Origin of the sequence: Croceicoccus sediminis (assembly GCF_007570835.1) — a bacterium.
Taxonomy (GTDB): Bacteria; Pseudomonadota; Alphaproteobacteria; order Sphingomonadales; family Sphingomonadaceae; genus Croceicoccus; species Croceicoccus sediminis.
This window is the reverse complement of the sequence record NZ_SUNC01000002.1, coordinates 348,394-371,552: the sequence shown is the minus strand read 5'-3', so window position 1 is coordinate 371,552 and position 23,159 is coordinate 348,394. Positions and strand designations below refer to the sequence as shown.

Below are 23,159 nucleotides of genomic sequence, written 5' to 3'. Positions count from 1 at the left end.
GGCTGGGCCGTAAGGGAGCAACTGAAAGGGAAGTATCCAATGAGTCGAGTTGCAGTGGTCACCGGTGGTAGCCGTGGCATCGGCGAAGGCATAAGCCTCGCTCTCAAGGAAATGGGCATGACCGTCGCCGCGAATTACGCTGGCAATGACGAAAAGGCGAAGGCCTTTACCGAACGTACCGGTATCGCCGCATACAAGTTCGACGTGGGCGACCACGACGCAACGGTCGCCGGTTGCGCGAAGATCGTCGAAGAACTCGGCCCGATCGACGTCGTCGTCAACAACGCTGGCATCACGCGCGATGGCGTTCTGCACAAGATGACGTGGGAAGACTGGAACGAGGTCATGCGCGTCAACCTTGGCGGCTGCTTCAACATGGCCAAGGCGACGTTCCCCGGCATGCGCGAACGCAAGTGGGGCCGCATCGTCAACATCGGTTCGGTCAACGGCCAGGCCGGTCAGTATGGCCAGGTCAACTATGCCGCAGCCAAGTCGGGCATCCATGGCTTCACCAAAGCCTTGGCACAGGAAGGCGCGAAGTACGGCGTCACCGTGAACGCGATTGCGCCCGGTTACATCGACACCGACATGGTCGCGGCCGTGCCGGAACCCGTGCTCGAAAAGATCATCGCCAAGATCCCGGTAGGCCGCCTCGGCCATGCTGACGAGATCGCGCGCGGCGTTGCCTTCCTCGTTTCCGAAGAGGCGACGTTCGTCACCGGATCGACGCTGTCGATCAACGGCGGCCAGCACATGTACTGATCAAGGTTCGGCGGGTCTTCGGACCCGCCGCGCTTTGCCGTGTCAGGGGGACGCGCCATGCCTTCACCCATGCAAACGGTCGATGCCTTCCTCTCCATGTGGGACCGGCCCGGCGGGTTTGCCGAAGCCGTAAGGCGCTATTTCACGTCGGACACGCACTATCGCAACGTCGGGATGTCCGACACGCGCGGGATAGAAGAAACCCTGGCTTTCATCGCCGGTTTCGAACAAGTCGCCGGCGCCAATAGCCACATACGTGTCGAAACATTGTCCAGCGCCAGCGAAGGCAACCGCGTATACAACGAACGCATCGACGAAGTCGTCGCTGCCGACGGTCGCGTGGTCGCCAGCATCGCGGTGATGGGCATCTTCGTGGTCGAGGACGGCAAGATCACCGAGTGGCGCGACTATTTCGACACGGCCGGACTCGCCGCGCAATTGGGCGGCGCGTGACGGGCTAGTTCGCCGCCGTCCCTTGCCTGCCCGCCTCAAGTATGGGCAGGCCGCCCTCGGTGGGTACGTAGATGATCTGACCGCGCGATTGCTCCAGGTTCTGGATATAAAGGTAGCGCAAGTAACCTTCTGGTCCACCCAGGCTGTCGGCAACGATGCGGTTCGCCTCGGCAAGGCCTTTCGCGCGTTCGATCTCCGCTGCCGCTTTCAGTTTCGCACTGTCCAGTGCGGCCTGCGCTTCCAGCACCGCAATCTTCCGGTTCTGCGACGCCTGCGCCAATTCGGCCTCGCCCGCGGTTTCCGCGTTCCAGACACGGACCGAGTTATAGGCCGCGCATGAGCCCAACCCGCCCCCGACAATGACCAGAAGAAGAAACGCGAGTGCTCCGCCGAGTTTCAGTATCGACGCGACCGGATTATTCATTGCGACCCCCCAAGGCTTGTTTAGCCCAAGGCTACTGCCAACCGCCCACGTTTAAAAGAGAAAGGCGCGCCCTGCAGGACGCGCCCTTTCTCTTTCCGGTAGTGAGGCGGATCAGCGGGCGAGTTCGCTCACGCCCATCAGAGCCTCGTCCAGCGCGCGGGCGCACTGGCGACCTTCGCGGATGGCCCAGACGACAAGGCTCTGCCCCCGGCGCATGTCGCCGCAGGCCCAGACGTTCTCGTCGCTCGTCCGGTACGACGTCGTATCGGCCTTCACGTTGCCGCGTGCATCGTATTCGAGACCGGCCTGATCGAGCATGCCGCTCTTCTTCGGGCCGATGAAGCCCATGGCGAGAAGGATGAGATCGGCCTTCAGCGTGAATTCGCTGCCCTCGATCTCCTTCATCTCGCGGCCTTCCCATTCGATGCGAACGCATTCGAGGCCGGTAACCTTGCCGTTTTCGCCGACGACCCGCTTGGTCAGGATCGCCCAATCGCGGTCGACGCCTTCCTCGTGGCTGGACGACGTGCGCAGCTTGAGCGGCCAGTTCGGCCAGGTCAGCGCCTTGTCTTCCTTTTCGGGAGGCTTGGGCATGATCTCGATCTGCGTCACGCTCGCCGCGCCCTGGCGGTTCGAGGTGCCGACGCAGTCCGAACCGGTGTCACCGCCGCCGATGACGATGACGTGCTTGCCCGTCGCGGTCAGCGTGCCGCGCGGGGCGGCACGCTGTTCGTCGTCGCCTGCGTTACGCTTGTTCTGCTGCGTCAGGAATTCCATGGCGAGGCGAACCCCGCTCATTTCCGAACCGGGAATGTCCAGCGTGCGGGCATCTTCGGAGCCGCCTGCCAGGACCACCGCGTCGAAGTTTTCCTTCAGCGTCTTGATGGAAATGTCGACGCCCACTTCGGTCGAAGTGCGGAAGTTGACGCCTTCAGCCTCCATCTGCGCCGCGCGGCGGTTGATGAGGTGCTTTCCCATCTTGAAGTCGGGAATGCCGTAACGCAGCAGGCCGCCGACGCGGTCGCTCTTCTCGAAGACGGTGACCGAGTGGCCGGCACGGGCCAGCTGCTGCGCGCAGGCCATGCCCGCCGGGCCGGAGCCGACGACGGCAACCGACCTGCCGGTACGCTTTTCGGGCACCTGCGGCTTGATCCAGTCGTTTTCCCATCCCTTGTCGACGATCGCACATTCGATCGACTTGATGGTGACCGGCTCATCCGTGATGTTCAGCGTGCAGGCCGCCTCGCACGGGGCGGGGCAGATGCGTCCGGTGAACTCGGGGAAGTTGTTGGTGGAGTGCAGCGTGATCAGCGCCTCCTTCCAGTCCCCTTCGTACGTCATGTGGTTCCAGTCCGGGATGATGTTGTTCACCGGACAGCCGTTGTGACAATAGGGAATGCCGCAATTCATGCACCGCGAGGCCTGGCTACGCAGCCCGTCCTCGGTATGCGGAATCACGAATTCCTTGTAGTGCTGCAGACGCTCGGCCGGATCCGCGTAAGTGCGGTCGACACGGTCGAGTTCGAGAAAGCCCGTTTCCTTGCCCATCGTTTGCTGACCCTTATTCCGCTGCTTCGCTCTGCGCGGCGATACGCTCGGCTTCCATGGCCTTGAGAGCGTTTTCATAGTCGCGCGGCATCACCTTGACGAACTTTCCGACGGCGTTGTCGAAATCGTCGAGCAGGGCGCGTGCCTTGCTGCTGGTGGTGTGGAGGTGGTGACGTTCCAGAAGGACCCTGATGCGTTCGGCATCGTGGTACAGCGGATCGCCCATGCCCGTGTCGTCGACCGAGTGGCCGCGCTGGGTCGGACGGCCCGTGCCGTCGTCTTCGTCGCAGACATTCTCGACCTTGCGCAAGTCCACCATGGCGGTGTTGCAGCGTTTTTCGAACGTGCCGTCCTCGTCATAGACGTAGGCGATACCCCCGCTCATCCCCGCGGCAAAGTTTCGGCCGGTCGTGCCAAGCACGAGGACCATGCCGCCGGTCATGTATTCGCAGCCATGATCGCCAGTGCCTTCGACAACCGCCACCGCGCCGGAATTGCGGACGGCGAAACGTTCGCCCGCAACGCCGTTGAAGTAGGCCTCGCCCGCGATCGCGCCGTAAAGCACGGTGTTGCCGACGATGATGTTGTTCGACGGATCGCGTTCCGCGCCTTCGGGCGGACGGACGATGACGCGGCCACCCGAAAGGCCCTTGCCGACATAGTCGTTGGCATCGCCGACGAGGTCGAGCGTGACGCCGTGCGCCAGCCAGGCCGCAAAGGACTGACCCGCGACACCGGTGAAGTTCACGCGGATCGTGTTGTCGGGAAGACCGCCGTGGCCGTACTTCTTCGCGACTTCGCCCGACAGCATCGTGCCGACGGTGCGGTTCACGTTGCGAACCTCGCGGTCGATGCGGACGCTCTCACCCTTTTCGAGCGCGGCGGCCGATGCCGTGATGAGATCCTGGTCGAGCGCTGCCTCCAGGCCGTGGTCCTGCGTCTCGGTCCAGAAAAGCTCCTTGCCTTCGGGAACCGCGACCTTGTGCAGAAGGCGCGACAGGTCGACGCCGTGCGCCTTCCAGTGCGTGACCGCCTTCTTCATGTCGATCCGGTCCACGCGGCCGATCATTTCGTCGAGAGTGGCAAAGCCCATCTCGGCCATGATCTTGCGCAGTTCCTCGGCGACGAAGAAGAAGTAGTTGATCACGTGCTCCGGCTGACCGGTGAAGCGCTTCCTCAGTTCCGGGTTCTGCGTCGCGACGCCGACCGGGCAGGTGTTGAGGTGGCACTTGCGCATCATGATGCAGCCTGCCGCGATCAGCGGCGCGGTGGCAAAGCCGAATTCGTCGGCACCCAGCAGCGCACCGATTGCGACGTCGCGGCCGGTACGCAGGCCGCCATCGACCTGGACCGAGATGCGCGAACGCAGATCGTTGAGAAGCAGCGTCTGCTGCGTTTCGGCAAGGCCGATTTCCCACGGGCTGCCCGCATGGGTCAGCGAAGTCAGCGGGGACGCGCCCGTGCCGCCTTCGTAGCCCGAGATCGTGACGTGGTCCGCACGCGCCTTCGAAACGCCGGCGGCGACGGTGCCGACGCCGACTTCGGAGACGAGCTTGACCGAGACGCGCGCGACCGGGTTCACGTTCTTCAGGTCGTGGATCAGCTGTGCCAGATCCTCGATCGAGTAGATGTCGTGGTGCGGCGGCGGCGAGATCAGGCCGACACCCGGGGTCGAGTGGCGGGTCTTGCCGATGATCTTGTCGACCTTGTGGCCGGGCAGCTGGCCGCCCTCACCGGGCTTGGCGCCCTGTGCCATCTTGATCTGGATGTCGTCGGCGTTGACGAGATACTCGGTCGTGACGCCGAAGCGGCCGGACGCGACCTGCTTGATCGCTGAACGCATCGTATCGCCGTTGTCGAGCGGGACGAAGCGCTTGGGGTCTTCGCCGCCTTCGCCGGTGTTCGACTTGCCGCCGATCCGGTTCATGGCGAGTGCCAGCGTCGTGTGCGCTTCCCAGCTGATCGAGCCGTAGCTCATCGCGCCGGTGGCGAAACGCTTCACGATCGATTCGGCTGGTTCGACTTCGGAAAGGTCGAGCGGCTTGTCGGCCTTCTTCAGGTCCATCAGTCCGCGGATCGTCAGCAGGCGTTCGCTCTGCTCGTTGATTTCCTTGGCGAACTCTTCGTAGTTGGCGAAGTTGTTGCCGCGGACCGCGTGCTGCAGGTTGCTGATCGTGCCCGGCGTCCAGGCATGATCTTCGCCGCGCAGGCGGTACTGGTAGATACCGCCGACATCGAGCTGGTTCTTGTAGATCTGCTCGTCCGAGTAGGCCGCTTCGTGGCGGCGCACGGTTTCCTGCGCCACTTCGGAAAGGCCGACGCCCTCGATCGTGGTGGCCGTGCCGGTGAAGTAGGCGTCGATGAAGCGGCTGGACAATCCGACCGCGTCGAAGATCTGCGCACCGCAATAGGACTGGTAGGTCGAGATGCCCATCTTGGACATGACCTTCAGGATGCCCTTGCCGACGGCCTTGATGTAGTTCTTCTCGACTTCCCACGATTCCAGCGGGGCGTCCTTTTCGACGCGCATCTTTTCGAGCGTCTCGAAGGCGAGATAGGGGTTCACCGCTTCGGCGCCGTACCCTGCAAGAACGCAGAAGTGATGCACTTCGCGCGCTTCGCCGGTTTCGACGACAAGGCCGGTCTGCATGCGCAGGCCCTGGCGGATAAGGTGCGCGTTGACCGCAGCCGTCGCCAGAAGTGCCGGCATCGCGATGCGGTCCTTCGACTGTGCACGGTCCGACAGGACGAGGATGTTCTTGTCCTGCAGCACCGCTTCGGTCGCGGCCCAGCACATTTCCTTGATCGCCTGCTCAAGGCCTTCGGCCCCGGTGCTGGCGTCCCAGGTCATATCGATGGTGGCGGTACGGAACGCGCCGTCGAGCATTTCCTCGACCGAGCGGATCTTGGCCAGATCGGCATTGGTCAGGATCGGCTGGCTGATTTCCAGCCGCTTGTGCGTGCCCGCTTCCTTGCCCAGCAGGTTCGGACGCGGCCCGATCATCGACAGCAGGCTCATGACCAGTTCCTCGCGGATCGGGTCGATCGGCGGGTTGGTAACCTGTGCGAAGTTCTGCTTGAAATAGTCGTAGAGCAGGCGCGGACGCTTGGACAGGACGGCGATCGGCGTGTCGGTGCCCATCGAACCGATCGGGTCCTCGCCCCTGAACAGCATGGGCTCAAGGAACTTGGACACGTCTTCCTGCGTGTAGCCGAAGGCCTGCTGGCGATCGAGCAGTTCGCCCACCGCCATGCCGGTATCCTCGGCCTCGGGTTCCAGCGGTTCAAGGTCTTCGAGCTTGTACTGCGAATGGTTCAGCCAGTCGGCATAGGGCTCCGCGTTCGAAAGCTCGGCCTTGACCTCTTCGTCCTCGATGATGCGGCCCTGCTCAAGGTCGATGACCAGCATCTTGCCCGGCTGAAGGCGCCACTTGCGCGTGATCGAGGTGTCGTCGAACGGCAGGACGCCGCTTTCCGAGGCCATGCAGACGAGATCGTCGCTGGTCGTGCAATAGCGCGCGGGACGCAGGCCGTTACGGTCCAGCGTGGCGGCGATCTGGCGGCCATCGGTAAAGGCCACGGCGGCGGGGCCGTCCCACGGTTCCATCAGCGCGGCGTGGTATTCGTAGAACGCGCGCAGGGCCGGATCCATCTCGTGGTTCTTGGCCCAGGCCTCGGGGATGAGCATCATCATCGCGTGGCTGAGCGAATAGCCGCCCGCCAGAAGCAGTTCGAGCGCATTGTCGAGGCAGGCCGTGTCCGACTGCCCATGCGGGATGATCGGCCACATCTTGTCGAGATCGGCGCCCATCAGCGGCGATTCCATCGTGCGGCGGCGTGCGTTCATCCAGTTCACGTTGCCGCGAACGGTGTTGATTTCGCCGTTGTGCGCGATGAGGCGGAAGGGCTGCGCCAGCTTCCAGCTCGGGAACGTGTTGGTCGAAAAACGCTGGTGCACCAACGCCAGCGCCGACGTGCAGGCCGGATCGCGCAGGTCGTCGTAGAAGCTGCCGACCTGGTTGGCGAGCAGCAGGCCCTTGTAGACGATCGTGCGGGTCGAGAAGCTGGGCAGGTACAGTTCAGTGAGGCCCGGCAAGCCGTGCTTGATCGAAAGCGCTTCGAGCGGGTTCTGGACCTGCTTGCGGATGGCGAGGATCTTGCGCTCGAAAGCGTCCTGGTCCTTGCAGGGGCCGCCGCGGCCGATGATCGCCTGGCGGATGACGGGCATCTGCTCAATCACGGTCTTGCCCAGGCCGTCCAGCGTGGTCGGCACGTCGCGCCAACCGATGAGGTCCTGGCCTTCCTTGGCGATGAAAGTCTCGAACCGCTTCACGACGAAATCGCGTGCGGCCTCTTCCTGCGGCAGGAAGCACATGGCAACCGCGTAGTCGCCTTGGGGGGGCAGGGTCTTGCCGTGCTTTTCGGCCCAGCCACGGAACAGCGCGTCTGGCATCTGGATCAGGATACCGGCGCCGTCACCCAGCAACGGGTCGGCACCCACCGCACCGCGGTGGTCCAGATTTTCCAGAATGGTCAGGCCTTGTTTAATAATCGCGTTGGATTTCTGACCTTTGATATGTGCGATGAAGCCCACACCGCAGTTGTCGTGTTCGTTACGCGCATCGTAGAGGCCTTGAACCGGCGGAAAACCCATTTTCACCTATCCTGTCGGGGCCCGGACACCATCGCCCGGAAATAAAATGCGACTCAGTCGCCGCAGCTGCGCAGCGAAATGGCGCATAAAAACCCCATGGCGATAGATTTGGATTTTTGCAACTGCACAGTAGACGAAAAAGGCAGCAGAACCCGCAATTCCGGCCACCTAGTGCAGAATTTTCATGGCCTTAACGTGCCGAAGGATCGACTCGCATCAATTCGGCCAAGGCCTCGCGAAGCCGGAAATCCTGCGGTTTCCCTTTGGGAATCGCCGTCGACACGTTGGTATTGCCGAATTCCGAGGGCGGCAGACCCGCCTCGCCGCGCTGCCCATCGCCGCCGCGCGGCTGATGGGTGCGGCCAAGCCCGATGTCGGATAGCGAGCCGTATCCGGCGCCGTCGTCCTCGGCCTCTTCCTCGTCGTCGCCCGCACCGTCGTACCAGTTTTCGTCGCTCGGCATCGCAAACTTGACGCGGGAATAGGCGTCGGGAGCAGCATCGGCGGCCGGCTGCACCGCTTGCAAGGCCTGGGATTCTGCGGGTGCAGGCTGAACGGGCGTCATCGCTGCGGCGGGGACCGGTTCCCATTCAGGCGCAGGGATTGGTTCTGAAACCGGTTCGGGTGCTGCCTCGGTCTGGGCCGGGTTCGATTCGGTGACGGGTTCGCAGGCTATCGTTTCGGGCTCAGGCTCCGCAATGGGCTCCTGAATCTCGGCATGGACCGGCTTGGCCTCATCGACCGGCATTGCGGCAGGCTCCGGCTCTGGCTCCGCAGCCGCGTCCTCGGGCAATGTTTCGAACGTGGGTGCCTCGAATGCGGGACGCTCGAACGCCGAATCGTCGCTTGCCGGAGCATCGTTCCAGTCAGCGGCCTGCTCGGCGACGGCAGGACGTTCCTCGATCGGCTCAGCCTCTGGCGCGGTGGGGAAGGGCTCGGGCGCGGTCCATTGCCCGGCGGTTTCTTCCCGGCGTTCTTCGGTCTGCGGCGCAGGCGGCGCGTCCATGGCGACAGGATGGGGGGCGATAGGATCTGGGGCCGGGGGCTGGGCGCGGGCGGGCGGTTCGGCATTGCCGAATTCGGCCCATTCGTCGTCCGCACTCCCCGCACTCTCCGGGCGATTCGCCTGTTCGGCGTAGACAAATGAATCGTGGTGATCGTCATGCTCGCCCGCGGGATCCGGGTATTCGCTGACGTGGGGGTGATCAAGGCCGAGTTCCTTGAACGAGACCGCAACCGGCTTCGTCGGGGCGGCGTTCGGGTCTTCGTAACGCGGGACGACCGACGCCTGTTTCTTCTCACCGTCCACGAGGTGGCGGCGCAGACGCGGAACCGATTCTGCCGCGTCATGGCGATTGCCGGGGGGATCAATGGGACGGTGACGCAGCATCGCGGCGATCTGCGAGCCCATGAGGAAGCCGATCAGGCCGAACAGCCCATGCGCAACCATGCGCGCCATCTGGAGATCGACGCTGCCCGACAGGCCGAGCGCGGCAATGGAGCGGCCAAGTACGGCGTCGGGAATGAACGTAACGGCGGCCACGCCCGCACCGGCACCGCCGATTCGCAGCAAAAGACCGACAATCTTCATCACAGCGTCCATCCACCCTCTTTCGCAGGAGTTGCGAGAAGATGTCTTAAACGGACTTGGTAAACGCAGTGATAACGAAGGCTTAGGTGAGGAGGTGGATGGCGAGGGGGCAGCACAGTCTGCGCCGCCCCCTCAAGTCCCTGAAATCAGGCGACGGCCTGCAATTTGCCGCGGCGATGGTCGGCCATCCACTTCTCGACGATCGGGGCGATTGTGCCCCGCCATTTCGATCCGTTGAAAATGCCATAGTGACCGACCGACGGAGCCAGGTGATAGAGCTTCATGTCGTCGGAAAGGTTGGGCGTAAGGCCAAGCGCGGCCTTTGTCTGGCCGACGCCGGAAATGTCGTCACGCTCACCTTCGACGCACAGGATCGCGGTGTCGGTGATTGCGCCCAGATCGACCTTCTTGCCCTTGTGGGTCAAAAGGCCGCGCGGCAGCAGGAATTCCTTGAACACCGCATTCACGGTCTGGAGATAGAATTCCGCCGTCATGTCGCAGACCGAGAGATATTCGTCGTAGAATACCTTGGTCGCTTCCGCGCTTTCGCCGTCGCCCACGACGAGATGTTTGAACATCGCGTAGTGGCTCATCATGTGGTTGCCCAGATTCATCGACATGAAGCCCGCCAACTGCAGAAAGCCCGGATAGACGCGGCGTCCGGCACCGGGATAGTGCAGCGGCACAGTCTGGATCAGGTTCTGCTTGAACCACGCCATCGGGCGCGATGTAGCCATGTCGTTGACTTCGGTCGGCGCTTCACGCGTGTCGATCGGGCCACCCATCATGGTCAGCGTGGCCGGGCGGCAGGGGTGTTTGTCCGCGGCCATGATCGCCGTGGCCGCAAAGGCGGGCACCGAAGGCTGGCACACGGCCATGACGTTCGCGCCGGGGCCGATGAATTCGAGGAAGTCGATCACGTAATCGATATAGGCGTCGAGATCGAAGACACCTTCCGATGCCGGGACCATTTTCGCGTCGGCCCAGTCGGTGATGTAGACTTCCGCGTTTTCGAGCATCCGTTCGACCGTCCCGCGCAGAAGCGTGGCGTAGTGCCCGCTCATCGGGGCGACGATCAAAAGGCGCGGCGGGTTCTTGGGCAGGCCGGCGTGCGTGAATTTCTTCAGCGTTCCGAACGGCTTGTGCAGCACATCGGCTTCGCTGACTTCGAAAGTGTCGCCATCGCGTTCAACTTGCGTGATGCCGAATGCGGGTTTGCCGCGCGGGGATGCGGCGTGTGCGAAAACTTCCATGGCAGAGGAAATCGCGGGTCCGAAACCTGTGTATCCCAGCGGGTTGCGCGGGTTGCCAAGCCATTCGGCGCCGACCGATGCGGCGGCGCTTGCACTGGACAGCCAGGCCTTCTGAAGCTCGTAGATCTGGTAGAGCAAGAGTGGTCCTCCTCGTATCTCCTCCGCCAACTATATCGGCGGTCTCGCCTCTCGTTGCAATGCACAAGATTATTTTGCAGCTGCGAGAGAGGCTTGGCCTGCCGTAAACGGCAACGCCGGTGAGGATTAGACCCACAGGGCACTTGGCCCTGCCTCCCCTTTGGGCTAGGCCCCGCGCCATGAGCGGGAACAGGCGGCGCAAGTCGCGCCAGGACACACCGGCAGAAGCGAACGGCAGCGACGCACCCAAGGCAAAAAGCCTCGGGCCCTTGCGCCTGTTATCCGACGCTGCGCGCAACTATCCCGGCGTGGTAACTGCCGCGCTGATCGCGCTGGTCATCACCTCGGCGGCGACGCTGGCGATCCCTTCGGGATTTCGCCTGATCATCGACCGGGGCTTTTCCGGCGAAGGCGATATTTCCCGCTGGTTCCAGTACCTGCTGCTGATCGTCGTGATCATGGCGGTGGGCACGGCGTTCCGGTTCTATTTCGTGTCGTGGCTGGGCGAACGGGTCGTGGCCGACTTGCGCGTGCGGGTGAACCGGCACCTGATGGCGATGCCGCCCGCCTTTTACGAAGAGAACAGCCCGTCGGAAATCGCCTCGCGCATGACCGCCGATACCGCGATCATCGAACAGGTCGTGTCGAGCACGGTTTCGGTCGCCCTGCGCAACCTGCTCATGGCGATCGGCGGGACGGCCTACATGTTCTACCTCGCCCCGACGCTGAGCGCGTGGCTGGTCCTCGCCATCCCTTGCGTCGTGCTGCCGATCATCTGGTTCGGGCGGAAGGTCCGCAACCTTTCGCGCACCAGCCAGGACCGCATCGCCGACGTCGGCGCAATGACCAGCGAGGTGCTTTCCTCGATGCAGGTGGTGCAGGCCTTCAACCAGGAGGACCGTGAGCGCGACCGTTTCCGCGGCGCGGTCGACCGCAGCTTCGGGGCGGCGATTCAGCGCATCAAGGTCCGCTCTTTCCTGACCTTCGTCGTCATGACGATGATCTTCGGCGCGATCACGCTGCTGCTCTGGAAAGGCGCGATCGAGGTTACCGCCGGCAACATCAGCGGCGGCACGATCGCGGCCTTCGTCATCACAGTCGGCCTTGTCGCGGGCGCTTTCGGATCGCTGACCGAGGTTTACGGCAGCCTGCTGCGCGCCGCCGGTGCCGCCCAGCGCATGGGCGAACTGCTCGACGCGCGGCCCACCATCGCCGCACCCGAACGCCCGCAGTCCCTGCCGGTCCCGCCGCGGGGGCAGATCGCGTTCCAGAACGTCACTTTCCGCTATCCCGCCCGCCCCGAACGCGCGGCGCTGGAGGATTTCTCGCTCACTATCGAGCCGGGTGAGACGGTGGCCGTCGTCGGCCCGTCGGGCGCGGGCAAGTCCACGCTGTTCCAGCTGGTCGAACGGTTCCGCGATCCGCAAGCCGGCAGCGTGCGGATCGACGGGGTGGACCTGACCCGTGCCGATCCCGCCGACATCCGCGACCGGATCGCGCTGGTGCCGCAGGAATCGGTCCTGTTCGCAGCAACCGCGCGCTACAACATCCTCTACGGCAAGCCCGAGGCCAGCGACGACGACATCTGGGAAGCCGCGCGCGCGGCCAATGCCGAAACTTTCCTTCGCGAACTGCCCGAAGGTCTCGACACTTTCATCGGCGAAGCCGGTGCCCGCCTGTCGGGCGGCCAGCGTCAACGCATCGCCATTGCCCGCGCACTGCTGCGCGACGCGCCGATCCTGCTTCTGGACGAAGCGACCAGCGCCCTCGACGCCGAGAGCGAGCGTCTGGTGCAATCCGCACTCGACCGGCTGATGGAAAACCGCACCACGCTGGTCATCGCCCACCGGCTGGCCACCGTCCGCGCCGCCGATCGCATCGTGGTGATGGACCAAGGTCGAATCGTCGAGCATGGCGATCACGACACGCTTTCGGCCGCAGGCGGCCTCTATGCCCGCCTTGCCCGGTTGCAGTTCGACGACCCCGCCTGACGGCGCGAATTGCGCCCGGGATCGGGCCCACTAACGAAAATTGCCGGAAACCTTGCCGCAAGCCTGAACGCAGGCTTGCGAAAAGGGGCGCTTGACCCATCTACAGGTGCGGTTCATCGATAAAGTTACAAAAGAAACCGACGAACGACATCTGCAACACCGCGTCTGGCGCTATGACGCGGCATCGGAACAACGAACGGAACTGCACTCCCCCCATGACCAAGATAACCCGGAAAATGCTTGTTGCCGGTTGCTCGGCACTCGCCTTCGCACTCACCGCCCCCGCCATCGCCCAGGAAACGTCGGAAGAGACCATCGCCGCCGCAGAGGCAGCGGACTGGGGCGCTTTCGGCGTCCAGACGCAGTACATGGACACCTCGGTAAAGCCGGGTGACGACTTCGACGAATACGTCAACGGCGAATGGATCAAGACCACCGAGATCCCTGCCGACAAGACCAGCTACGGCGCGTTCAACCTGCTGGCCGACCTGTCCGAAGCACGCGTGCACACGATCCTCAATGAACTGGCCGCGGGCAATTGGGAAGCCGGGTCTGACGAGGCGCGCCTTGCCAATGCCTATGCCGCGTTCATGGACACCGACGCGATCAACGCCGCCGGTCTTGCGCCTGCGCAGCCCTATCTGCAGTCGATCTATGCCGCCAAGACGCCCGCCGACCTGGTGAAGCTGTTCGCGACGCCCGGCTATGCCTCGCCCATCGCGCCCGCCGTCTTCGCCGACATGAAGAACAGCGACGTCAACGCGATCTACTTCTTCACCTCGGGCCTCGGCCTGCCGGACCGCGACTATTACCTGAAGCCGACCGAGACGAACCTCGAGGCGCAGGCCGCGTACAAGAAGTACCTCGCCTTCCTTCTCGGCAAAGCCGGTTACCAGAACCCCGATAAGGCGGCCGAGGCGGTCTATTCGCTCGAACGGCGCATGGCGCAGGAAGACTGGAGCCAGGAAATCAGCCGCCAGCGCGACCTGACTTATACCCGGCTCGACGCGGACGAACTGGCAAAGCTCGGCCCTGACGGCCTGATGCCCCGCTTCCTGGCCGACATGGGCCTTCCCGACCTTCCCTATGCGGTCATCTGGCAGATGCCGCCGACGCAGGAAGAACTGGACGCCGCCGGTATCGACGCCGCCGAAGCGGCCGCCAACATGGGCGGCGGCGTTCCGGCCGTGCTCGACCTGATTGAGACCGTGCCGGTTTCGACCTGGCAGGCGTGGCTCGCCGCCAAGTTCCTGTCCAGCCACTCCGAAGTGCTGCCCAGCGATATCGCCGACGCGCGGTTCGACTTCTACGGCCGCACCCTGCGCGGTCAGGAAGAACAGCGCCCCCGCTGGAAGCGCGGCATCGGCGCGGTCGAAGGCCAGATGGGCGAGCTGCTCGGCAAGATCTATACCGAGCGGTACTACTCGGTCGAGGAAAAGGCCAAGATGGAGGCGCTGGTCGCCAACCTGCGCACCGCCATGGACGCCAATCTCGACGACCTGGCCTGGATGAGCGATGCCACCAAGGTCGAGGCCAAGGCCAAGCTGAACGCCTTCGTGCCCAAGATCGGATCGCCCGACGAGTTCAAGACTTATGCCGGCCTGATGCCGACGGCGAACGATCCGCTGGCCAATGCGATGATGGCGTCGAAATGGGCATTCGAGGACGAGATCGCCAAAGTCGGCAAGGAAGTCGATCGCAGCGAATGGGGCATGTTCCCGCAGACCGTGAACGCCTATTACAACTCGACGCTGAACGAGATCGTCTTCCCCGCCGCGATCCTGCAGCCGCCGTTCTTCAACGTCGATGCGGACCCGGCCGTGAACTACGGCGCGATCGGCGCGGTCATCGGCCACGAAATGGGCCACGGCTTCGACGACCAGGGCGCCAAGTCCGACGGCGAAGGCAATTTGCGCAACTGGTGGACCGACGGCGACAAGGCCAACTTCGAAAAGCTGCAGAACGCACTGGCCGAACAGTACGATGCCTTCTGCCCGTTCGATAACGGCGAAACCTGCGTCAACGGCCGCCTGACCATGGGTGAGAACATCGGCGACCTCGGCGGTCTCTCGCTCGCCTATCGCGCCTACAAGCTCGCGCTGAACGGCGAAGAAGCGCCGGTGATCGACGGTTTTACCGGCGACCAGCGCTTCTTCATGTCGTGGGCACAGGTCTGGCGTTCGAAGATGCGCGAAAAGCGCATGCGCGAATTGCTGGTCACCGATCCGCACTCGCCGCCGCACTACCGCATCAACGGCATCGTCCGTAATTTCGACGAATGGTACAAGGCGTTCGACGTGAAGCCGGGCGAAGAACTCTACCTCGCCCCGGATGAGCGTGTGCGTATCTGGTGATTTGAAGGACCGCCCGGCGCATTCGGCTTGACACGGGCCGAGCGTCGGGCGACCTCCCGCGGCGCATGGAAAATCTCACGCTGACCGCAATCCTCCTCGGTATCGTCGAGGGGCTGACCGAATTCATTCCCGTCTCTTCGACCGGCCACCTGATCCTGGCATCGGCCCTGTTCGGCTATGACGCGGAGGAATGGAAAGTCTTCAACGTCGTCATCCAGCTTGGCGCGATCCTGGCGGTCGTGGTCCAGTACTGGCGAACGTTCTGGGCAGCGGGCATCGGCATCCTGCACCGGCACCCCGAATCGATCCGGTTCGTCATCAACATCCTTGTCGCCTTCACGCCCGCGGCCATCATCGGCCTGCTGCTGAAGGATTACATCGACATCATGCTGGGCAGCCCCAGTATCGTGGCATGGGCCCTGATCGCAGGCGGCATCGCGATTCTCGTGATCGAAAAAGTCGCCAAGGAAGGCCCGCCCACCGGAATCGGCCAGTTGCCGGTGAAACAGGCGCTGGGCGTCGGTTTCATCCAGTGCCTTGCCATGGTGCCCGGCGTCAGCCGTTCGGGCGCGACGATCATGGGCGCGCTGGCCATGGGTATCGAACGCCGCACGGCTGCCGAATTCAGCTTCTTCCTCGCGATCCCGACCATGCTGGGCGCATCGACGCTGGAAATCTGGCAATACCGCGACATGCTGTCCGCCGGATCGATGACGGTCGGCTGGGACGAAATCGCGATCGGCTTCGTCGTGTCGTTCATCGTCGCCCTGATCGTGATCCGCGCCTTCGTCGCCTATGTCTCCAAGGCCGGCTTTTCGCCTTTCGCCTGGTACCGTATCGTCATCGGCATCGCCGCGCTGATCTGGCTGGGCGTCGCGACGGGCGGCTAAAGCCCTGAAAAACCTGACTTCATGGCCAGCCCTTGCGGACTTTTCCACAAGGGCCGGAACCAAGAAGCACCCACCGACGTTTCTTCTTCAAACGCTAATTTGAAGGAATCGAACGATGGGTATTATTATTCTGATCATCGTCGGCGGCATTATCGGCTGGCTCGCCAGCATCGTCATGCGCACTGATGCACAGCAGGGTATCCTGCTCAATATCGTCGTCGGCATTGTCGGCGCCCTGATCGCCGGCCTCGTCGTCGGTGGCGACACGATCATGAACGGCTTCAGCCTCTCGGCTCTGCTGTTCTCGTTCCTTGGTGCCGTCGTGCTCCTTGCGATCGTCAATCTCTTCCGTCGTGGTTCGGTTCGCTAAGAACTGAATTTCCAACGGGACAAGGCAGGAAGCTGCCACGAACGGCGCCGGGGTTTTCCGGCGCCGTTTTCGTTTGCCAAAGGCGCGTCGGACTGCGGTTCGCCGCTTCGAAAGGCGGGTTTGGGTTGACTTGGCAGGGCGTTTATCGCAAAGGCGCCCACGCTTTGCGAGACGGGTCAGGCGATTCCGAATCTCGCACTTACGAATACCCGCGAGTTTTAACGTTCGCGTAGCAGGCTCACCGGCCAGCCGCGCGGCTACAGGAATTATCAGGAACACGTCATGGCGAAGCCCGCAACCGTCAAGATCCGGCTGGTCTCCACCGCCGACACCGGCTTCTTCTACGTCACGAAGAAGAACCCCCGCAACATGACCGAAAAGATGGTCCAGCGGAAGTACGACCCGGTCGTGCGCAAGCACGTCGAGTTCAAGGAAGCCAAGATCAAGTGATCTTGCGCGGCGGGGCCCTGGCCTTGCCGCACGCTTTCCGGCGGTCTGAAGGCGGGCGCGGCGAATCGCGCCGCCCGCCATCCCGCCTCGTCCTGCCCGATCTGGTCACTTCTTACCTTAAGGGCGGGAACACTCCCGGTTCACAACGGGTTCAATGCCGCAAAGGTAATAGAACCGGGATGAACACGATGAACCCTATCCGCAAGACCGCCCGCGCCATCGGCGTCGGCCTTCTCGCTCTCGCCGTACCGGCCGCACTTGTCGCGCCGGCCGTGCCTGCTGCGGCTGCTTCGGGCAACAAACTCGACCAGGCCGTTACAGCCCTGCGCGCCATCAACACGATGACGGCAAACTTCACGCAGATCGGCCGCGGCGGACAGCAGCTCACCGGCAAGATGGTGCTGAAGCGCCCCGGCAAGATTCGCTTCGAATATGCAAACGATGTGCCCGTGCTCATCGTCTCTGACGGCTCGCGCCTGACGATGCTGGACTATGAAGTGAACCAGAAGCAGGTCTGGCCGATCAAGAACAGCCCGCTTGGCGCGCTGCTGCAGCCCGATGGCGACATCAGCAAGTATGGCACGCTGATGCCGACAAACCATTCCGACGTCACCAGCATCCGGGTCAAGGATCCCAAGCACCCCGAATACGGCACGCTGACCATGATCTTTGAAAAGAACGCCTCGGCACCGGGCGGCATGGAACTGGCAGGCTGGGTTTCGGTCGACGCGCAGAACAAGGTCACCAAGATCCTGCTCGACAACCACCGTTATGGCATGTCGGTTTCGAACGGCACGTTCATGTTCAAGGACGTCAAGCCGCGCAAGCGGCGCTGATCGGCTTTGTTCAGGTTGGGCGGTGCTCCGTTCAGGTTTCCCGCCCCATGAACGGCCAGTCGTGCCGGCATGGCGATGAAATGCCCCGTTGGAATGGTTACTGTTCATCTAATGGACAGGACGCCCCCACTAAAAATAGACACACAGGACGCGCGGTTCGGGTTTCCCCCCTGTTGCTCGTAACCAAAGCGAACGTGTCCTGCCGAGCGTGACGAACGCGAATGGAAGCCCTCGACCCATTGCCCCCGGGTCGGGGGTTTTTCCATTTCTGATCCCTGCACACGGTGGACTTTGGAGCGCGGCGCTCTATTTGCCATTGCCATGGTCTCTATCGCTACCTGGAACATCAATTCGGTCCGTCTTCGGATGGGCCAGGTCGAACGCGTGCTGACGGAGCAGGCGCCCGACGTCCTCTGCCTGCAGGAAATCAAGTGTGCAGAGCACCTGTTCCCGCACGAAGCGTTCGAGAAGCTGGGTTATACCTATCGCGCCGTTCACGGTCAGAAGGGGTATCACGGCGTCGCGACGGTCAGCCGCATCCCCCTTACCGAATTCAGCCGCCACGACTGGCAGGACAATGGCGAGGCCCGCCATGTCGGCGTCGAATTGGGCGGTCCGGGCAAGGGCATGATCCTTGAAAACGTCTATATCCCCGCCGGCGGCGATGTCGCCGACCGCGAGGTGAACCCCAAGTTCGGGCAGAAGCTCGACTTCCTTGAACGCATGACGCGGTGGTCCGAAAAGATCGACCGCCCCACGCTGCTGGTCGGCGATTTCAACATCGCGCCGCTGGACTGCGACGTCTACGACCACAAGGCGCTGCTCAAGGTCGTCAGCCACACCCCGCTGGAGGTGGAAACGCTGGGCAAGCTGGGCGATGCGCACGGCTGGGTCGATCTGGGGCGCAAACATATCCCTGCGCCCGAACGGAACTATTCGTGGTGGTCCTACCGCTCCTACTGGCGTCAAAAGGACCAGGGCCGCAGGCTGGACCACATGTGGGCATCGCCCGATCTGGCCGCGCAATCGACGTCCCACCGCATCGTCGAGGAAACCCGCAAGTGGGAGCAGCCTTCCGACCATGTGCCGCTGATCACGGAATTCGACCTGTGAGCGTGCTTCGGTGAGCACCGGCAATCCCCGCCGCGCGGCGCAGGCCATCGATGCCTTGCGCCACGGCTGGCCGATCCGGCTGGCCGGGGCGGACGGGGTGTTGACCTTGCTGAACCCCGAAACCGGGTTCGAGAGCGGCAATACCACCGCCCCGCGGCTGCTGATTTCCGCAGCGCGGGCCGCGACGCTGAAACTGGCGAACCAGCGCGATGCCGCCGTGCCCGATGCGCCGGTCCTGATCCGAGCGGCAGAACCCTTCACGCTTTCCCTTGCCCGCGATCTTTCCGATCCGTCGCAGGATCTGGCCCACCCGCTGGCAGGACCGTTCCGGGCCGAACCTATCGAAGCGGGCGAGGCGGCAAAGGCCGCGATGACGCTGGCGCGGCTTGCGGGACTGCTCCCTTGTTTCCTGGTCGATCCTTCGCCGGCCGATGGCGCCGTCGAATGCGATGTCGCCGATCTGGCCGCGTTTCAGGACCCGCACCGCCTGACGATCCAGGCCCGCGCGCATTTGCCGACTGCTGCCGCCGAGGCGTGCGAGATCGTCGCCTTCCGCGCGCCGGACGATCTGCGCGAACACGTCGCGCTGATTGTCGGGGCACAGCGGTCGGACAGGACGCCGCTCGTCCGGCTTCATTCCGAATGTCTGACCGGCGACGTGCTCACCAGCCTCAAGTGCGATTGCGGCCCGCAGCTCGACGCCGCGCTTCACGCCATGGCCGAAGAGGCCGCGCGGGGCGGATACGGCGTCCTTCTCTACCTGCGCCAGGAAGGGCGCGGCATCGGCCTCATCAACAAGTTGCGCGCCTATCGCCTGCAGGACCAGGGTTTCGACACGGTCGACGCCAACAACCGGCTCGGCCTGCCGACAGAAGCGCGTGATTTCCCCGTCGCGGCGCGAATGCTGGACCTGATGGGTATTCCCGCGATCCGGCTGATGACGAACAACCCGGCCAAGGTCGAGGCGCTTGCGGCGGTTGGCGTCACCGTGACAGAGCGGGTGCCGCACCAATTGCCCGCCAATCCGCACAATGCCCGCTATCTGGATACCAAGCGCGACCGGACCGGGCACCTGCTCTGACCCCAAAGCCATTCGGGACCTGGATCAATCGTCCTGTTTCGGCGGACGCCCCCTGCGCGGCTGATCGCTGACACCGACTTTTACCCCGCGCCTCGATAGTGCCTCGCGCAAGAGAAACTCGATCTCGGCGTTGACCGAGCGCAGGTCGCGCGCGGCCATACGCTCGACCTCGGCGTGGAGCGCCGGGTCGAGCCGCAAGGCAAAGGGTTTGCGTTTCGCTGGCACGAATGCCTGCCCCCGTTATCCGTTGTAGAGCGTGCCGGTGTTCACGATCGGCTGCGTATCGCGTTCACCGCACAGCACGACCATCAGGTTCGAGACCATGGCCGCGCGGCGTTCGTCGTCGAGGTGCACGATGTTGTCTTCGGACAGCTTGGCCAGCGCCATTTCCACCATCGACACCGCGCCCAGCACCAGCTTGGCCCGCGCGGCGATAACCGCCTCGGCCTGCTGGCGGCGCAGCATGGCACCGGCGATTTCGGGTGCATAGGCAAGGTGGGTCAGGCCCGCTTCGTCCACGACGATCCCGGCGACCTTCAGACGCTCGTTCAATTCGGTCAGCAGTTCGGCGTTCACCTGGTCGCCGTCGCCGCGCAGCGTGGTCTCACCTTCCTCGATGTCGTCATAGGGATGGCGCGAACCCACGGTGCGCAGCCCCGCCTCGATCTGGATGTTCACGAATTCGCGGTAATCGTCGACGTCGAAGCTGGCCTGTGCAGTATCGCGCACGCGCCACACGACGTTGCAGGCGATCTCGATCGGGTTGCCGCGCAGGTCGTTGATCTTGATGCGGTCGGAATGAATGTTGTTTGCACGCGCGCTGATCTTCTTGCGCCCCATCCATGGCCAGACCCAGCGCAACCCGTGCGTGCGATCGGTGCCGCGATAGGACCCGAACAGCGTGATCACCGCCGCCTGGTTGGGTTGCAGCATGTAAAAACCGGCGCTCACAAAGGCAAAGATCAGGCCTGCGGGTATGAGGACGAGGAGCGACGGGAAACGAACCCCATAGGCAATCGCCAGAAGCGACAGGAGTATAACGACCAGCATCGGATAACCGCTTGCCGTGCTGGCATCGGTCTCGCGACTGGCTTCCATCGATTTGAGTTCCATGAACATTCCCCCTTCTGATATAAATATGATATCATCATTATATCAGAATCAGGCGGACGGCAAGGAAATCAGGAATGTTGGCGGATTACGGCCAGGAACTGGTCGCCATAGGCATCCAGCTTCTTGGCCCCGATCCCCGGCAGATCGGCGAGCGCGGCGCGGTTCTGCGGTTTGAAGCCCGCCATGTCGCGCAGGACCGCATCGTGGAAGATGACATAGGGCGGCACCCCGCCTTCCTTTGCCAGATCGCGGCGCAGGGTGCGCAGCGCATCGAACAGCGGATCGCCCACGGGGTTGAGCGCCTGCCCACTGCCCTTCCGGCCCCGGCTGCGCTGACGCTTTGGCGGCAGGACGAGGTCGAGCGGCTTTTCGCCTTTGAGATACGTCCGCGCCTCCGGACCCAGCATCAGCCCGCCGTGCTCTGTCGGTAGCAGCGCCCCGCGAACCAGTAGGGCGCGCTGGACCGGCTTCAGCAAGGCGGCTTCCTCACCCTCGACGATGCCGAAAACCGACAGGGTGTCGTGGCCCTGCTGGCTCGCCCGTTCGCTGGCCTGGCCGGTCAGGATACCCTCGACATAGCCGGCCCCGTACATCTGCCGCGTGCGCGCGACGGCGGAAAGGTACTTCTGCGCCGTCACCGTGGCGTCGACCGACTTGGGCGGTTCGAGGCAGTTGTCGCAATTCCCGCAGGTTTCGGGCGGCGTTTCGCCAAAATGGCGCAACAGGATCGCGCGGCGGCATCCGGCGGTTTCGACAAGCGCGCCCAGCGCCGACAGGCGCGTGCGTTCGCCCTGCTGGCGCGCCTCGTCCACCTCCTGCACACGCATCCGCGCGCGGGCGAAATCGTCCGCGCCCCAGAACAAGTGCGCGCTGGCCGGATCGCCATCGCGGCCCGCACGGCCCGTTTCCTGGTAATAGGCCTCGATCGATTTGGGCAGGCCCGCATGCGCGACGAAGCGCACGTCGGGCTTGTCGATACCCATGCCGAAGGCGACCGTGGCACACATGACCATGTCTTCGGACGCGACAAAGGCCGACTGGTTCGCCGCGCGCACTTCGGGCGGAAGCCCTGCGTGATAGGCGCGCACCTCGCGCTTGCCGTCCGACAGCGATTCGGCCAGCCGCTCCGTCGCGGCGCGGGTCGGGGCATAGATGATGCCGGGGCCGGGATTGGCCGCCAGCAACTGGCGCAGCTGCTGCGTCAGCCCTTCGCGCGGCCCGATGGCATAGCGGATGTTCGGCCGGTCGAACCCGGCAACGATCATTCCCTCTTCGGGAATGCCCAGCTGGGCCAGGATGTCCGAACGGGTATGCGCATCCGCCGTCGCCGTCAGGGCAAGACGCGGCACGCCGGGGAACAGGTCCATCAGCGGGCGCAGCAGGCGATAGTCGGGACGGAAGTCGTGCCCCCATTCGGACACGCAATGCGCCTCGTCTATCGCGAAAAGCGCGATGCGGCACTGGCCCAGAAGCTCGCGGAAATGTGATTGGCTGGCGCGTTCGGGCGCGACGTAAAGCAGGTCCAGCTCTCCTGCGCGCAGGCGGGCGACGGTCTCTGCCCGGTTCTCGTCCGCGCTGGTCAGGGTGGCGGCGCGAATGCCGTTCGCCTCTGCACTGCGCAGCTGATCGTGCATCAGCGCGATGAGCGGGCTGATCACGACGCAAGTGCCATCCACCATCGTCGCGGGCAGCTGGTAAGTCAGCGACTTGCCCGCACCCGTAGGCATGACGGCCAGCGTCGACTGCCCCGAAAGGACGCGGTCCAGCACTTGCTGCTGAACCCCGCGAAAGGCGCGGAAGCCGAAGACCGAATGCAGCCGGTCCAGCAACGTCGCCTCGTCCGGCGGCGGGCCGAAAGGGACATGTTCCGGCGCGAAGTCGGGATAGTCCACGCGATCGAAGTCGTCGTACTGATCGAACGGGTCGAGATATGGGGCGTCTGATGGCTCTGCCATGTACTGACCCTTGCCAGAGGTTGGGGCCACAGGAAAACCGCCTGCGCCGCTCTGCCCCGGCAAAGCCGTGGATAGCAGGTGTGAAAAGCTGAACTTTGCCACCTTCGGGACCAGAGCACCGCGCCGCACAGGCCAACGGGGACTTCCATGCCGGTAACCTTCAAGTCGCTGCGAACGAAATGT

The 23,159-nt window shown here is 63.7% G+C and carries 18 protein-coding genes; 10 read left to right on the top strand and 8 right to left on the bottom strand.

Annotated elements, in window-relative coordinates:
- Window positions 1-39: 39 nt before the first annotated feature.
- Together phbB and FAX90_RS09860 are read left to right on the top strand one after the other, a co-directional pair.
- Window positions 40-762: an acetoacetyl-CoA reductase gene (phbB, locus tag FAX90_RS09865; protein WP_144097211.1), complete on the top strand. Its 723-nt coding sequence runs from the start codon at window positions 40-42 to the stop codon at window positions 760-762.
- Window positions 763-831: 69 nt separating this feature from the next.
- Entirely contained in the window at window positions 832-1,215 is a 384-nt protein-coding gene (locus FAX90_RS09860; protein ID WP_170234932.1) for a limonene-1,2-epoxide hydrolase family protein, read from the top strand.
- Between the two features lie 4 nt (window positions 1,216-1,219).
- On the opposite strand, the gene FAX90_RS09855 is transcribed toward FAX90_RS09860, so the two are convergent.
- The 5 genes from FAX90_RS09855 to FAX90_RS09835 form a co-directional block, all read right to left on the bottom strand.
- Entirely contained in the window at window positions 1,220-1,639 is a 420-nt protein-coding gene (locus FAX90_RS09855) for an SPFH domain-containing protein (protein WP_144097209.1), read from the bottom strand.
- 111 nt (window positions 1,640-1,750) lie between these two features.
- Window positions 1,751-3,187: a glutamate synthase subunit beta gene (locus FAX90_RS09850; protein WP_144097208.1), complete on the bottom strand. Its 1,437-nt coding sequence runs from the start codon at window positions 3,185-3,187 to the stop codon at window positions 1,751-1,753.
- 13 nt (window positions 3,188-3,200) lie between these two features.
- Window positions 3,201-7,841: a glutamate synthase large subunit gene (gene gltB, locus FAX90_RS09845; protein ID WP_144097207.1), complete on the bottom strand. Its 4,641-nt coding sequence runs from the start codon at window positions 7,839-7,841 to the stop codon at window positions 3,201-3,203.
- A gap of 190 nt (window positions 7,842-8,031) precedes the next feature.
- Entirely contained in the window at window positions 8,032-9,432 is a 1,401-nt protein-coding gene (locus tag FAX90_RS09840; RefSeq protein WP_144097206.1) for a hypothetical protein, read from the bottom strand.
- 146 nt (window positions 9,433-9,578) lie between these two features.
- Window positions 9,579-10,823: a polyhydroxyalkanoate depolymerase gene (locus FAX90_RS09835; protein ID WP_144097205.1), complete on the bottom strand. Its 1,245-nt coding sequence runs from the start codon at window positions 10,821-10,823 to the stop codon at window positions 9,579-9,581.
- A gap of 179 nt (window positions 10,824-11,002) precedes the next feature.
- Here FAX90_RS09835 and FAX90_RS09830 point away from each other — a divergent pair, with 179 nt between their 5' ends.
- From FAX90_RS09830 to ribA, 8 genes are all read left to right on the top strand, one after another.
- Window positions 11,003-12,814: an ABC transporter transmembrane domain-containing protein gene (locus FAX90_RS09830; protein WP_144097204.1), complete on the top strand. Its 1,812-nt coding sequence runs from the start codon at window positions 11,003-11,005 to the stop codon at window positions 12,812-12,814.
- Window positions 12,815-13,029: 215 nt separating this feature from the next.
- Window positions 13,030-15,168: a M13 family metallopeptidase gene (locus tag FAX90_RS09825; protein WP_144097203.1), complete on the top strand. Its 2,139-nt coding sequence runs from the start codon at window positions 13,030-13,032 to the stop codon at window positions 15,166-15,168.
- A 65-nt stretch (window positions 15,169-15,233) separates the two neighbouring features.
- Window positions 15,234-16,058 carry an undecaprenyl-diphosphate phosphatase gene (locus FAX90_RS09820; protein ID WP_144097202.1) on the top strand — a complete coding sequence of 275 codons (825 nt, stop codon included), beginning with the start codon at window positions 15,234-15,236 and terminating at the stop codon, window positions 16,056-16,058.
- A 115-nt stretch (window positions 16,059-16,173) separates the two neighbouring features.
- Window positions 16,174-16,428 carry a GlsB/YeaQ/YmgE family stress response membrane protein gene (locus FAX90_RS09815; protein WP_144097201.1) on the top strand — a complete coding sequence of 85 codons (255 nt, stop codon included), beginning with the start codon at window positions 16,174-16,176 and terminating at the stop codon, window positions 16,426-16,428.
- Between the two features lie 282 nt (window positions 16,429-16,710).
- Window positions 16,711-16,878 carry a 50S ribosomal protein L33 gene (rpmG, locus tag FAX90_RS09810; RefSeq protein ID WP_066764720.1) on the top strand — a complete coding sequence of 56 codons (168 nt, stop codon included), beginning with the start codon at window positions 16,711-16,713 and terminating at the stop codon, window positions 16,876-16,878.
- 179 nt (window positions 16,879-17,057) lie between these two features.
- A complete protein-coding gene (locus FAX90_RS09805) occupies window positions 17,058-17,714 on the top strand; it encodes a LolA family protein (RefSeq protein ID WP_144097200.1) in 657 nt (218 codons plus the stop codon).
- A 321-nt stretch (window positions 17,715-18,035) separates the two neighbouring features.
- On the top strand, window positions 18,036-18,827 hold the full coding sequence (locus tag FAX90_RS09800) for an exodeoxyribonuclease III (protein WP_144097199.1): 792 nt from the start codon (window positions 18,036-18,038) through the stop codon (window positions 18,825-18,827).
- 10 nt (window positions 18,828-18,837) lie between these two features.
- Entirely contained in the window at window positions 18,838-19,908 is a 1,071-nt protein-coding gene (gene ribA / locus FAX90_RS09795) for a GTP cyclohydrolase II (protein ID WP_240704831.1), read from the top strand.
- Window positions 19,909-19,932: 24 nt separating this feature from the next.
- On the opposite strand, the gene FAX90_RS09790 is transcribed toward ribA, so the two are convergent.
- The 3 genes from FAX90_RS09790 to recQ form a co-directional block, all read right to left on the bottom strand.
- On the bottom strand, window positions 19,933-20,133 hold the full coding sequence (locus FAX90_RS09790; protein WP_144097198.1) for a type II toxin-antitoxin system antitoxin: 201 nt from the start codon (window positions 20,131-20,133) through the stop codon (window positions 19,933-19,935).
- Between the two features lie 15 nt (window positions 20,134-20,148).
- Window positions 20,149-21,021 (bottom strand): SPFH domain-containing protein, encoded by an 873-nt coding sequence (locus tag FAX90_RS09785; protein ID WP_240704830.1) that lies wholly within the window; start codon window positions 21,019-21,021, stop codon window positions 20,149-20,151.
- Between the two features lie 68 nt (window positions 21,022-21,089).
- The gene (gene recQ, locus FAX90_RS09780) at window positions 21,090-22,976 is read right to left on the bottom strand and encodes a DNA helicase RecQ (RefSeq protein ID WP_144097197.1); all 1,887 of its coding nucleotides are present in this window, start codon (window positions 22,974-22,976) and stop codon (window positions 21,090-21,092) included.
- Between the last annotated feature and the right edge of the window lie 183 nt (window positions 22,977-23,159).